Annotated in this window: 13 protein-coding genes and 1 pseudogene; 8 read left to right on the forward strand and 6 right to left on the reverse strand. The window is 71.1% G+C overall.

Going from position 1 to position 12,943, the window contains the following annotated elements; genetic code table 11:
- The first annotated feature begins 74 nt into the window (after positions 1-74).
- The 5 genes from Pta02_RS27590 to Pta02_RS27610 all read left to right on the forward strand — a co-directional run bounded on the left by Pta02_RS27590 (position 75) and on the right by Pta02_RS27610 (position 4,383).
- Positions 75-956 (forward strand): AraC family transcriptional regulator, encoded by an 882-nt coding sequence (locus Pta02_RS27590; protein WP_239131271.1) that lies wholly within the window; start codon positions 75-77, stop codon positions 954-956.
- Positions 957-1,022: 66 nt separating this feature from the next.
- Positions 1,023-1,943, forward strand: coding sequence for a sterol desaturase family protein (locus Pta02_RS27595; protein WP_203877867.1), 921 nt, complete (start codon positions 1,023-1,025; stop codon positions 1,941-1,943).
- 147 nt (positions 1,944-2,090) lie between these two features.
- Entirely contained in the window at positions 2,091-3,314 is a 1,224-nt protein-coding gene (locus tag Pta02_RS27600) for an MFS transporter (protein ID WP_203877868.1), read from the forward strand.
- A gap of 136 nt (positions 3,315-3,450) precedes the next feature.
- The gene (locus Pta02_RS27605; RefSeq protein ID WP_203877869.1) at positions 3,451-3,900 is read left to right on the forward strand and encodes an ATP-binding protein; all 450 of its coding nucleotides are present in this window, start codon (positions 3,451-3,453) and stop codon (positions 3,898-3,900) included.
- Positions 3,901-3,975: 75 nt separating this feature from the next.
- On the forward strand, positions 3,976-4,383 hold the full coding sequence (locus Pta02_RS27610) for an STAS domain-containing protein (protein ID WP_203877870.1): 408 nt from the start codon (positions 3,976-3,978) through the stop codon (positions 4,381-4,383).
- Here the strand turns inward: Pta02_RS27610 and Pta02_RS27615 are convergent.
- Positions 4,317-4,850 carry a hypothetical protein gene (locus tag Pta02_RS27615; RefSeq protein ID WP_203877871.1) on the reverse strand — a complete coding sequence of 178 codons (534 nt, stop codon included), beginning with the start codon at positions 4,848-4,850 and terminating at the stop codon, positions 4,317-4,319. The two genes, Pta02_RS27610 and Pta02_RS27615, sit on opposite strands and share 67 nt — an antisense overlap.
- A gap of 69 nt (positions 4,851-4,919) precedes the next feature.
- Entirely contained in the window at positions 4,920-5,549 is a 630-nt protein-coding gene (locus tag Pta02_RS27620) for a LysE family translocator (RefSeq protein ID WP_203877872.1), read from the reverse strand.
- 284 nt (positions 5,550-5,833) lie between these two features.
- Here Pta02_RS27620 and Pta02_RS27625 point away from each other — a divergent pair, with 284 nt between their 5' ends.
- Entirely contained in the window at positions 5,834-6,283 is a 450-nt protein-coding gene (locus Pta02_RS27625) for a hypothetical protein (RefSeq protein ID WP_203877873.1), read from the forward strand.
- 178 nt (positions 6,284-6,461) lie between these two features.
- On the opposite strand, the gene Pta02_RS27630 is transcribed toward Pta02_RS27625, so the two are convergent.
- Entirely contained in the window at positions 6,462-7,754 is a 1,293-nt protein-coding gene (locus Pta02_RS27630) for a serine hydrolase domain-containing protein (RefSeq protein ID WP_203877874.1), read from the reverse strand.
- Between the two features lie 612 nt (positions 7,755-8,366).
- Entirely contained in the window at positions 8,367-9,362 is a 996-nt protein-coding gene (locus Pta02_RS27635) for a hypothetical protein (protein ID WP_203877875.1), read from the reverse strand.
- A 197-nt stretch (positions 9,363-9,559) separates the two neighbouring features.
- Here Pta02_RS27635 and Pta02_RS27640 point away from each other — a divergent pair, with 197 nt between their 5' ends.
- The gene (locus Pta02_RS27640) at positions 9,560-9,709 is read left to right on the forward strand and encodes a hypothetical protein (protein ID WP_203877975.1); all 150 of its coding nucleotides are present in this window, start codon (positions 9,560-9,562) and stop codon (positions 9,707-9,709) included.
- A 150-nt stretch (positions 9,710-9,859) separates the two neighbouring features.
- Here the strand turns inward: Pta02_RS27640 and Pta02_RS27645 are convergent, their stop codons facing one another.
- Complete coding sequence (locus Pta02_RS27645) at positions 9,860-10,426, reverse strand: TetR/AcrR family transcriptional regulator (RefSeq protein ID WP_203877876.1); 567 nt, start codon at positions 10,424-10,426, stop codon at positions 9,860-9,862.
- Between the two features lie 85 nt (positions 10,427-10,511).
- On the opposite strand from Pta02_RS27645, the pseudogene Pta02_RS27650 reads away from it, so the two are divergent.
- Positions 10,512-11,153: pseudogene (locus Pta02_RS27650) on the forward strand (SDR family NAD(P)-dependent oxidoreductase); the annotation flags it as partial.
- Between the two features lie 530 nt (positions 11,154-11,683).
- On the opposite strand, the gene Pta02_RS27655 reads toward Pta02_RS27650, so the two are convergent.
- Positions 11,684-12,904: an acyl-CoA dehydrogenase family protein gene (locus Pta02_RS27655; RefSeq protein ID WP_203877878.1), complete on the reverse strand. Its 1,221-nt coding sequence runs from the start codon at positions 12,902-12,904 to the stop codon at positions 11,684-11,686.
- Positions 12,905-12,943 lie beyond the last annotated feature (39 nt).

Below are 12,943 nucleotides of genomic sequence, written 5' to 3' on the forward strand. Positions count from 1 at the left end.
CCCGCTTCTGCCGTACTCCGCCGGCCTCCCTGTGGCACTTTGGATCCGTGGCGGTTCCGCGAGGGGAGGCGACGGTGAGCATCACGACCGGCGCGTCCGCCTGCCCACCGGCCGCGGCCGCGGCGTCGCAGAGCGGGCAGGAACGGCGGCCGCACCGGGCAGGATCGCAGAGCGGGCAGGCGCGGCGGCCGCACTGGCAGGGATCGGCCACGGCCGTCCCGGGCCTGCTGGCCTTCACCGGCGCGATCGGCTCCGCCGAGCCGCACGCGCACGCGGCGGTGCAGGTCCTTCTGGTGCTCGACGGCGAGGTGACGCTGACCGACCGGCACGACTGCCGGCGCCCGGCGCAGGCCGCGATCATCCCCGCCGGCGTCCGGCACGGACTGCGGGCCGCCCCGGGCACGCACGGCCTGCTGGCCTACCTCGATCCGGCGGGCCCGGCCGGGCGCGCGGCCACCGCGCGCATCGCCGCGAGCGGCGACGCGGACGCGGTGAGCACCTGGCAGGCCGCCGCCCGGCCGGTCACGGCCGCCGGACCCGGCGCGCCGGCCGTCGTGCCCGGCCCGGCCGCCACGTACCGCACAGCCGGCCCGCACACCGGCACCGGCGCACTGCCCGTCCCTTTGTCACGCGCCCTCGCGGCGGTCCCGCAGCTCATCGACGGGCCGCTGCTGCTGGGCGACCTCGCCGCCCGGGCCGGGGTGTCGGCCAGCCGGCTGGGGCACCTGTTCGCCGAGCACCTGCACCTGCCCTACCCGGCCTGGCGGCGCTGGGCCCGGCTGCTGCACGCCGTCGAGCAGGTGCGCGCCGGCGCCACGCTGACCGAGGCCGCGCACGCGGCCGGGTTCGCCGACAGCGCCCATCTGACCCGCACCTGCCGGGCGATGTTCGGCATCACCCCCAGCCAGGCCCTGGCCGCCACCGGCTGGAACGCCCCCGCCCGGAGCAGCCGCTAGCCGATCCGCGCGGGGCAGCGGATCCGTTCAAGCCCGCGTCCGGGTCCCGCCGCCATGGTGAGCGACATGCCCCTGACGCACTCGCTTTCCGGCGGCGCCGCCCGGACGGCCGTCCGCTACGGCTACGCCCCGCTGATGCTGCTCGGCGTCAACGGCGCCGCCGTCGCCCTGACCGCCGCCGGCGCCTCCAAACTGTGGCTGCTCGGCCTGCTGGCCTCCGCGATCGCCCTGTCGTTCGCCGCCGAACGCCTCCTGCCCTACGAAAGCACCTGGAACACCTCCCACGACGACGCCGGCCGCGACGCCGCGCACAGCCTGGTCAACGAGGGCCTCATCCTGCTCAGCGTCGCCGTCATCCCGGTGCTGACCGCGGTCGTTCCGGCCGCCGGCCTGTGGCCGCGCACCTGGCCGTTCCCCGCCCAGGTGCTGCTGGCCGTACCGATCGCCGATCTCGGCATCACCCTGGTCCACTACGCCAGCCACAAGATCGGCGCACTGTGGCGCTTCCACGCCGTCCACCACTCCGTCAAACGCTTCTACGGTCTCAACGGGCTGATGAAACACCCCCTGCACCAGACCCTGGAGATGACCGCCGGCGTCGCGCCGCTGCTGCTCATCGGCCTGCCGACGCAGGTGGCCTCGGTGCTCGCGCTGGCCGTCGCGGTGCAGCTGCTGCTGCAGCACTCCAACGCCGACTACCGCATCGGCGCGCTGAAGTACGTACTGGCCCTGAACGAGGGTCACCGCTTCCACCACCTCAAATGGGCGGGCGTCGGCGACGTCAACTTCGGCCTGTTCACCCTCGTCTGGGACCACCTGCTGGGTACCTTCTCCCACGACCCCGGACGCCGCTTCACCTCCGAGCAGCTCGGCATGGCCGCCAAACCGGACTATCCCACCGCCTACCTGGCCCAGCTCGCCGAGCCCTTCCGCGCCTCCGGCGCCTGCCACGCCGAGCCCACCGGCCACGGGCAGGCGGTGCGGTGATCCGGCCCTCCCCCGCATACATCCAGGTCAGCCCGGCGGCGGCGTGATGACGGGGTCCGCGGCGGGCTGCCCGTATTTGCGTTGCCGCTGGTAGAGATGTGGCCGTAAGGTCCTGGGATTGTGATGCGGAGGGTAATCGGGCGATTTGTGCCCGAACGGCTGGGGTCATCGTTCCGGTGGCTGCTGGGATCGAGCTGGGTGACCAACTTCGGCGACGGCGTGGCGATGGCGGCGGCGCCGCTGCTCATCGCCTCGCTGACGCGCGACGCGTTCCTGATCTCACTGGGCGCGCTGATCAGCTGGGCGCCGCCGCTGGCGTTCAGCCTCTACGCGGGGGTGCTGTCGGACCGGCTGGACCGGCGGCGGATCGTAGTGGTGGCCAACGTCGTACGGCTGGCGATCCTGACCGGACTGGTCGCGATGATCGCCACCGGGACCGTGACGGTGGCCGGGGCGTTGATCGCGCTGGCGCTGATCGGGATCACCGAGGTGTTCGCCGACAACACCACCTCGACGCTCACCCCGATGCTGGTCGCCAACGACGATCTCGTGGTCGCGAACGCCCGGCTGCAGACCGGCTTCCTCACCCTCAACCAGCTGGCCGGGCCGCCGCTGGGCGCGCTGCTCTTCACCGCCGGGGCGGCCTGGCCGTTCGCCGGCCAGCTCCTGCTCGTCGCGGCCGGGCTCATCATGATCTCCCGGGTCGCGCTGCCGCCGCACGGGCGGGAGAACGGCACCGGCGGCGCGGGCCTCTGGCACGACCTCAGGGAAGGGGTCGGCTGGACGATCCGGCACGCCGCCGTGCGGACCCTGGCCCTCACCATCCTGATCTTCAACATCACGTTCGGCGCCGCCTGGTCGGTACTGGTCCTCTACAGCCTGGAACGGCTCGACCTCGGCCCGATCGGCTTCGGCCTGCTCACCACGATCAGCGCGATCGGCGGACTCATCGGCACCTCCCTCTACGGGGCGATCACCCGCCGGCTCAGCCTCGGAGTGATCATGCGCGTCGGGCTGATCCTCGAGACGCTCACCCATCTCGGCCTCGCCCTCACCACCTCCCCGTGGGTGGCCTCGGTGATCTTCCTGCTGTTCGGCGCGCACGCGTTCATCTGGGGCACCACCTCGGTGACCGTCCGCCAGCGGGCCGTCCCGGCCGAACTGCAGGGCCGGGTGGGCAGCGTGAACACCATCTGCGTCTTCGGCGGCCTGGTCGCCGGTTCGCTCATCGGCGGAGCACTGGCCGCCCATTACGGCGTGACCGCCCCCTTCTGGTTCGCCTTCGCCGGGTCCGCCGTCTTCGTGGTGGCGCTCTGGCGCCAGCTCATGCACATCACCCACGACGAGCCCGAGGCCGCCCTGCGGGTGTGACGCCCGGGCAGGCCTGCAGGACCGGGCCGTCCCCCTCGCATGTCTCAGGAAGCCAGGGCGTTTAACGATCGGCCGGTGGGAAACGCGAAGGGCGCCCGCTCTTTCCGGCCCTGACCCCTGCCCGGGTGTGGTGATCATGAGTGCGTTCGGACTGCGCTGCCCCATCGACCCGGACCTGGGCTACCTGCGCGAGCTGGTACGCCTGCACGGCCGGCACAACGGACTGACCGGCGAGCGGCTGGAGGATCTGGTGCTGGCGGTCAACGAGGCCATCACCAACGTCTTCGACCACGGCGGCCGGGCGGGCCTGATCACCGCCCGCGGCCACGCCGAGGGCGTCACCGTGGAGATCCTCGACGTCGGCGGCCGGCTGACTCCGGAGCATCTGGCCGCCGCGCACGTCAACCCGACCGGCGGCGGCGGATTCGGCCTGTGGGCGATCCTGCACCTGTGCGACGAGGTCACCTTGGAACAGACCCGCCAGGGGTCGGTGCTCGGCCTGCACATGCACGGCCGCCCCGCGCCGATCATCCCGCTGGAGCGGCGTCGCCGCAGCGCGGGCGACTCCCGGCACCCCACTCGCTGACCATTCCGGCATCTCAGCATCTCCTTTCCATATCGGGGGGTGTCGGGGTGACTACGGAAGGTCTAGCGTTAGTCCATGGGCGCCTCCCGCCAACCGCAGCCCTCGCCCCGTCCGGCGGGGATGCCGATCACACGGCTGACCCTGAGCCATCAGCACCTTCCCGGCCTGATCCTCGTCGCTCTCGCCGGTGAGATCGACCGCACCACCAGCGTCCGGCTGGCCGGCTACGTCGACCGCGTGCGCCGGATCGGCGACCACGTCGTCTTCGACCTGACCGAGCTGACGTTCCTGGACAGCTCCGGCCTGCACGTGCTGCTGGGGTGCGCCCACACCTGCGCCGCAGAGGGGAGGCAGGTGCATCTGGCCGGCGCCCGTGGTTCACCCGCCCGGCTGCTGGCCATCACCGGCGTCGACGGCTACCTGCCCGTCCACGCCGGAGTGGACCAGGCCATCACCACCGTCCTTACCAAGGACCGCGGCTGAATCCGCGGTGCCCGGTTCCGGACGGCGCCGACCCAGTCGACGGTCCGGACGACCAGCACCGGAAACAGCCGCACGTCCGTGCGCATGGCGGGGTGGCCGAGCCCCTTCTCGCGCTCGTGGCCGTCCCGGCCGCAGACGGCGAGCATGACGGCCAGCGGATTGTCCGTCTCCCGTACGGCGCGCGGCAGCGTGATACGCGGGTCGCGATAGCCGTACCCCCAGGAGCGCAATGCCGCATCGAGCTCGATCCAGACCTTCGGATCCGCCCCGGCCAGGAGATCGAGGACCTGCCCTGCGAGGTCGGCGTCGGAGACGACGGCGGACAACGCGCCGGCGAGCTCGCCGAGAGCGGCGCGGTTCCCCCGCTCCCCCGCGAGAACCAGCCGGTGGATCGAGTCCACGATCGGCTCACCGGACACCTCCACCAGCCCGGCAAGTCGTCGAAACCGACCCGTGACGCCTGCCATGCGCCCATCGTCCCACCGGACACGGCAGAGCATTCACCGCAGGCCGACTCGGCCTGCGGAGGCCGTGTTCTAGCGTTGGACCGCGAGAGTGACGCCCAGGCCGATGAACAGGGTTCCGGTCGCGGCGTCGAGCCGGCGGCGCACCGCCTGCCGGCTGCGCAGCCAGCCGCCGATCCGCCCCGCCAGCACGCCCACTGTCGCGTCGGCCGCGAACTCCAGGACGATCAGGATCGCCCCGAGGATGGCGAACTGCAGCCAGACCGGCCCCGCCCCGGGATCGATGAACTGCGGCAGGAAGGCGACCATGAACGTGAACGTCTGCGGGTTGGCCGCCGACGACACCACGCCGTTGAGGAAGGCCCGCCGGCCGGTCATCCCGCCACCGGACGGATCGTCGGCCTGGCCTTTCCTGAGGTTGCGGAACATCTGGACGCCGAGGTAGATCAGGTACGCGGCCCCGGCGAGCCGCAGCACCGTGAACACGACGGGGAACGCCGTCAGCAGAACGGAGAGCCCGGCCGCGGCGGCGACGATGTACAGCGCATCACCCGTGATCACGCCGAGCGTGGCCAGCAGTCCGGCACGGGCGCCGCCCCGCACGCCGCATCCCAGCACGAACAGCATGTCGGGGCCCGGGGTGATCAGAGCGACGATGGTGGTGACCGTGAACACGGCGAGCAGGTGCGAATCAATCGGCATTCGGATCATTTTGCCATTCGCGGAGATCGTCGGCGGTTCCGGCATCTGACAGCCCGGGTGCCCGACGCGGCCCGGCGGCCTGACCGCACGATGGCCTCTTCCCCTCACGACCGCTTCCCACGACATATCAACAGCCCTCGCCGCAATCCGGACTTTCCCCAGGCTGAGGTCCCTTCCTGTACGCGCAAGCCCGGCGCAAGGGTTTTCCTGACCCGCCCGCATACCGGGGCCGGCCCCGCCTACGCTGAGGTCACTCCCGCTCCCCACACCAAGCAGGTGATCACATGGACGACCGGCAACCTGACGGCGGCTACCCTCGCCTGCGTCTGGTCCACAGTGTCCCGCCGGAGCCGGTCCATCTCCTGGACGACTTCGTCGTGTGCGGCACGTGCGGCACGTATCTGGAGCGGCAGCGGGAGATGTACGTGTGCGACGGCTGCGGTGCGGCCCGCGCCGCGGCCGCGCCGTTGGAGGAGAAGGTCGCCGCCCAGGTGCTGACGCTGATGAGCCAGGCTCAGGGGTGGACGCGTCTGGTGACGGTCGGAGCCGCCGAGGGGGAGCAGCCGCCGACGGAGCTGCTCGCCCAGTGGTGGAACACGGTGGGCGTGGATGGGCAGCGGGTGTTGCTGGACATCCTCGTCGAGTACGTCCAGGTCAAGTACATCCAGGCCCACCCGACATGCATCAGCGGACGAGGGCGCTTCGTGTGGAGCACGCACCCGCGGACGGGGTGAGGCTGGCGGGATGGCTTGCGTCGCTTCCGGTGAGCTTGATCCGGTTTGACGGACATCCGGGATCAGGGGCTCGTCTCCGGAAGGATGTCCATGATGGAGCACGTGGAAGAAACCGCGGACGTGCGTCGGAGCTGTCACCGGCATCGTGCCGGCGGCCGCTGCCGCCGGCACGGCCTGGTCAGCTTGCGGCCTGCCCGCCGCAGAACGCCGCCTTGACGAGTCCGTCCAGCAGCTTCGGATACGTGGCGAGGTCGAATGCGGCGTCGCCGACGGTCAGCGAGGCGGTCAGGGTCTTGCTGCCGTCGGGCGAGCTGTACATCAGCGCCGCATACCCTCCCGGAGGGCTGCCGTTGTGGTTGAGCACGGTGCCGCAGGCCGGGCCCAGGTCCTGCACGAACATGCCCAGGCCGTAGCGGCCGTAGAGGGGGTCGCTCTCCGGGTGCGGCGTGCGCATCTCGGCCAGCAGCTCGGCCGGCAGGAGCTTGCCGCCGTTCAGTGCGGAGAAGAACGTGTGAAGATCCCGAGTGGTCGAGATCATGTCACCGGCGCCGGCCAGCAGGGAGAGGTTCTGGCGGGAGACATCGGCCACCTTCCACCGGCCGGCCTCCTGGTAGCGGAGATAGCCGTGGGCGTACGGCGCGGGCAGCTGCGTCCGGTTGCCCGGCACCACGGTGCCCTTCAGGCCGAGCGGCCCCACGATCCGGCGCTTGAGCTCGGCCTCGAACGAGCGGCCGGTGACCTTCTCGATCAGCAGCAGGGCCAGGGTGTAGTTGGTGTTGGAGTAGCTCCAGTCCGTGCCCGGCGCGAACTTCGCCGGCTTGGACAGTGCGAACCGCACCAGCTCCTGCGGCCGGTAGGAGTGGAACCTGTTGTCCAGCCACTCCTTGCCCGTGGCGGGGAGACCGGGCACCCATGCCCCGTCGGGGTCGAGCTCGCCGGTGTAGTTGAACACTCCACTGGTGTGCTGCAGCAGCATTCGCGCGGTGATGCGCCGGTCCAGCCCGAGCTTGGGCAGGTAGCCGGCCACCGGGGCATCCAGGGTGATCTTTTTCTCGGCCACCAGCTGCAGCACCACGGTCGCGACGAAGGTCTTGGTGACGCTGCCCACCCAGAAATGCCCGTTCGTCGGCGGTTTGGCGTTCGTGCCCAGCTCGCGCGCCCCGACACTGCCGACCCACTCGCCCCGCTCATCGTGCACGCGCAGCTGCACCCCGAGGAGACCGGCATCGACGAACGCCTGGATGGCCTGCTGCAACTCCGGGCGATCTTGTCCGGTAACGGCCGTCGGCACGGCCGCCCCCGCCGTGGCCACGGCGGGGGCGGCCGCCCCGGCCAGCAGCACAGCCGCCAGCGCCGTGACCGCCACGCGACCGAAAGCCCGTCGCCTCCAGCCCCTGCCGAGGCCGCCGAGCACGATCTTGTCTCTGTACGCCTTCCGTGGCCCCGGGGCCGCGATCGCTGAATCGTTCATGGCGACCACCGTCGCCGACCACGCTGATACCGGACCGTTGTCGTGCTGACACGGCCGCTGACACGACACCGCGACAGGCCGGATCACCGCCGGGACAGCTCCTCCAAGTGCGCGAAGGCGCCGCCCCGGAAGAGGCCGGGGCAGTCATCCGGGCGGACCCCTTGAGAATGGCTGCCCAGTGTGGCGTCATCGAATTCACCGATCTCCTGGAGGGCAACGGACCACACCTGGCGATCAGCCGGCGACCGCGCGGACCCTCAACCCGCCCTCGACCGGCTCATCGCCGACCACCCCGACCATCCCCTGACCCGTCTACGCCCGCATGGTCGAGGGCGCCAACGCCGGACGCCGCTTCCCCACCCTGACCGACCACGGCATCGCCGTACGCACCGCCGGCACCGGCACCGGCATCGACCAGCTCAACGCGGCCGTGGAAACCACCCTCGACTCCACCACCGAGGCAGGCGTCTCCTCAGTCAGGCGACGATCAGCCATGACCAGTCCGCCCAGGCTCATGCCGCCTGCTCTGACGGCGTTCGTGTGCTGCTACTTCTCACCGGCGTTCCTTGCCGCATCGACCGCTGAGCGCTGCCCGAACCGACCGGTGCGGCGTCAACAGCGATCAGGGCCGAACTGCCGCATGACGGCCTGTGCGAGCGGGGAATCGTCCGGTGCGCACCGTACCCGCTCCTGCAGGATCGCCTGGTATTCCCCCGCGCCGCCGTACATAGGAACACGCAGGATGTGCAGTTCCCCATCGCGCACCGCGAACTCGTCCAGGTAGTGGGACAACCCATGCCAGCCGTGGAGGAACCACTGGCCGTCTTCCACCAGCGGCGCGATCCGCCGCAACGCGCAGTGCAGGTCCCAGCCCCTGAAGGACAGGCGATCGGCGGGCATGGACAGTTCGAACCCCGCTCCCGATGAGGTCCTCCCGGAGAGGGCCGGGCGCGGGTCGTAGCGCAGCAGGAGGCCGACGTTCTCCCCGAAGCGCTCCTGCTCGGCGGCGGCCTGGTCGCAGGCTCCCGGCCGGAGCTCCAGCCGGACGGCATACGGACGGTAGGAGGGCCTGACCTGGAACAGCAACATCTCGTGCGCGGCCGCGAACTTGTCGGCACCGTGCAATCCCCGGCGCACGGGATCCACCTGATCGGTGAGCGAGATGAGATCGGGATCGTGGGGGAACCGGGCGCCCAGGCGGCTCTGTCCGTTGCGCACCGCGTCGAGCAGTACGGCCGCCGCCGTCTCGGTGGCGCCTTGCCGGGCGAGCACGCAGGCCAGGTCGTACAGGGCGATCGGATGGTACGGCTCGCGGGCCAGCACCCCGTGAAACAGTCGCAGGGACTGCGCGCGGTCACCGCCGACGCCGTGGGCGAAAGCGGTCACCGCCATGGCGTCGGGCACCGGCATGGTCTCGGTGGGCACCTCCCGCAGGGTTTTCCACACCTCCTCACGCGGGCACAGACGCAGGTACAGGGTCGCCAGCGCCAGGCGGACGCCGATTCCCCGGGCCGAGGCGTGCTCTGCCGCGGCGACGGCCTTGCCGACGTGTCCACGCGCCAGCATCCGTGCGATCCGGGCCAGGTGATGACGCGTATCGTCGGGCACCGCAGATCCGTGGTCCGCAGACATCGAGCCCGATCCCTCCCGCCTTCATCACTCGTCTTCTTACGGAATCGCGATCAGCGACGGTACACCTCCGGCGCGCTTCGAACCCACCTTGAGTCACCAATCACCCGGAGTGGGTCAGAACCCCCACTTTCAGCGGCGGCGGGCGCTGGATTCCACCGTGCCGGAAGGATGCGGTGGCCACCCAGGACACCGTCACGCAGCCGATCGCCGCGATCCGGCGGGTGCTGCGCCAGGTGCCCGGCGCCGCCGCCCTGAACCTGCGCGCCCTGATCGACCCCGGCCTCACCCGCGTCCACAGCGCCTGGGTCCTGGTCGGCGCTTGACCGCCGGCCGGCACGGCATCGCAACCCGCCCCTGCCTATCTCCGGCTACCGCAGACCATCCGACCGGCATCGGCACGAGCCACGGTCATGCACCCGTCACAAGATCTTCGGCACGCTTCTGACGCGGCAACTCGCCGGAGGGGTGCGTGGTCACTCCGCTTTGCCGGCGATGCCGTCGAGCAGGACGCGCAGGTAGGCCTCGACGCGGGCGAGCGGGGTGGGGCCGAGGCCGAGCGCGAAGGCCGTGCCGCAGACCAGATGATGGAGGTCCTCGTCGGTGAGTCCCGGACGCAGGGCGCCGCTCTGCCGGGCGCGGGCAAGCACCGCCCCGGCCAGAGCGGTGAACTCGTCGCGCTGGGCGGTGGTCTGCGGGATCGCGTCGTCGGTGGCGGGTGAGGCGATCACCTCGGCGAAGGCGGGGTCGGCCAGTTGCTGCAGCAGCAGGGCCCGCAGCAGGATCTCGACTCCCGTCCACGGATCGTCGTGCAGAGAGGCGTTCTGGGCGCCGTCCAGGACGGCGGCGAAGGCGGGCTCGGCCAGGGCCTCCAGCAGCGCCCGGCGGGTCGGGAAGTGCCGGTAGACGGTGCCCACACCCATGCCCGCGCGGCGGGCCATCTCGTTGAGCTGCAGTGACAGGTCACCGGAGGCGACGGCTTGACGCGCCGTCGCCAGCAGGAGCGCGCGGTTGCGGGCGGCATCGGCACGCAGCGAGGTCATGGCCCGAGTCTACCTAACCGGATTGACAATCCGTTTCTCGTCGCCTTAAATCGGATGAATTATCCGCTTAACTTCGGGAGGAACCATGGACAGCGCCGTGAACTGGAGTGTCACCGATCTCGGCGACCAGACCGGCCGCACCTTCGTCGTCACCGGCGCCAGCAGCGGCCTCGGTGTGGCGATCACCCGTCACCTCGCCGCGCACGGCGGCCGGGTGATCATGGCCGTACGGGACATCGCCAAGGGCGACCGGGTCCGCGACCAGTTGCACGCCGCCAACCCCAAGGCCGATCTCGACGTCCGTCACCTCGACCTGCTCGACCTGCGCACCGTCCGGCGCTTCGCCGACGACCTGCGCGCCGACGGCGTGATCGTCGATTCGCTGGTGAACAACGGCGGCATCGGCACGGTAGCGCGCCGGCTGAGCCCCGAAGGAGTGGAGAGCCAGCTGGCGACCAACCACCTCGGCCACTACGCGCTGACCGGCCTTCTTCTCGACCGGATGGCCGAGGGCGGCGCCGTGGTGACCGTCGCCTCCAGCCTCTACCGGATGGGCCGCCTCGACCTCGACGACCTGGCCGCCGAACGCCGCTACTCACCCGGTGGCGCCTACGCCACCTCCAAGCTCGCCAACGTGCTGTTCGGCCTGGAGCTTGACCGCCGTCTGCGCGCCGCCGGATCACCGGTCCGCAGCCTGCTCGCCCACCCCGGCATGGCCAAGACCGACCTGGATCGGCAGGCGGCGCTTTTGCCCCGCATGGTCCAGTCCGTGCTGGGCGTCTTCTTCCGGCTGCCGATCGATGCGGCCGTCGCGCCGATCCTCTATGCGGCCACCGAGGCCGCCGCCCCCACCGGCAGACACATCGGCCCGGGCCGTCCCCGCCGCCCCCGCCCGACCTTCGAGCCCTTCACCGGCGCCGCCGCCGACACCACCCTCGCGGCCCGCCTGTGGGACCGCTCCCGCCGGCTCACCGGCGTCGACCTGGCGTAGGACCGTCTTTCAAGCCGACTACGACCATGGGCCTCGGCGACGGCTCTGGCGCATGGGCCTCGGCGACGGCCCTGGCGATGGTCAGCCCCCGCCCGGCGGATTACACCAGCTCACGGAAAACACCGAAATCCCTGTGATCACTCTCCATCACGACCGCCGCGAACCACCGTCACCGAAGAAGATCTACTGCAGTGCGCGACCGGACGCTCTGACGGAACAGGAGCCGGAACCGGGGCCACACACCATGATCAGAGAAGCGGACGTTTTCAGCGGACGGGCAGGCCGGTGACGGCTCGGCCGATGATGAGGCGCTGGATCTCGGAGGTACCCTCGAAGATGGTGTAGATCTTGGCGTCGCGGTGGAAGCGCTCGACCGGGTGTTCGCGGGTGTATCCGGCTCCGCCGAGGATCTGGATCGCCTGTTCGGTCACCCACACCGCGGTCTCGCCCGCCACCAGCTTGCACATCGAGCCCTCGGCCTGGTCGAAGGACCTGCCGTTGCGGGCCATCCACGCCGCGCGCCAGGTCATCAGGCGGGCGATGTCGACGCGGGTGGCCATGTCGGCCAGCAGGAAGGCGATGGCCTGGTTCTCGCCAATCTTGCGGCCGAACTGTTCGCGCTCGCGGGCGTAGTCGCGGGCGTACTCGAAGGCGGCGCGGGCGATGCCGACGGCCATGGCGGCCACCGAGGGGCGGGTCGTCTCGAAGGTGCGCATGGCGGCCTGCTCTCCGGAGCGTCCGCCCTCGCGCACGCGGGCCAGACGGGCGTCGAGCTTCTCCTTGCCGCCGAGCAGGCACGAGCCGGGCAGCCGGACGTTGTCGAGGACCACCTCGGCGGTGTGGGAGGCGCGGATGCCGTGCTTCTTGAACTTCTGGCCCATCGACAGGCCGGGCGTGCCCGGCGGGACGACGAAGGAGGCCTGGCCGCGGGTGCCCAGGGCGGGGTCGACGGAGGCGACCACGACGTGCACGTTGGCGATGCCGCCGTTGGTGGCCCAGGTCTTGACCCCGTTGAGGATCCAGTCGCCGGACGCCTCGTCGTAGACGGCCCGGGTGCGGATGGAGCCCACGTCGGAGCCGGCGTCGGGCTCGGAGGCGCAGAACGCGCCGAGCTTGACGTCGTCGGGGGTGCCGAACATCTCCGGGAGCCACAAGCCCATCTGCTCGGAGGTGCCGCTGGCGGACAGGGCCGCGGCGGCCAGGCCGGTGCCGACGATGGACAGGCCGATCCCGGCGTCACCCCAGAAGAGCTCCTCGAACGCCACGATCAGGCCCAGGCCGCTGGGCTCGAACCACTGCTGGGCGAAGAAGTCGAGCGAGTACAGACCGATCTTGGCGGCCTCCTGGATGACCGGCCAGGGCGTCTCCTCCCGCTCGTCCCATTCGGCGCCGGCCGGGCGGACGACCGTGCGGGCGAACTCGTGCACCCAGTCGCGCACCTCGCGCACGTCGCCGCTCAGCTCCGGGCAGAAGCCGGTGTCGCTCATTCGTCCACTCCTCCGAAATGCGTTACCAACGGTAACACC

Origin of the sequence: Paraplanobispora takensis, from assembly GCF_016863195.1 — a bacterium.
GTDB classification, from domain to species: Bacteria; Actinomycetota; Actinomycetes; order Streptosporangiales; family Streptosporangiaceae; genus Planobispora; species Planobispora takensis.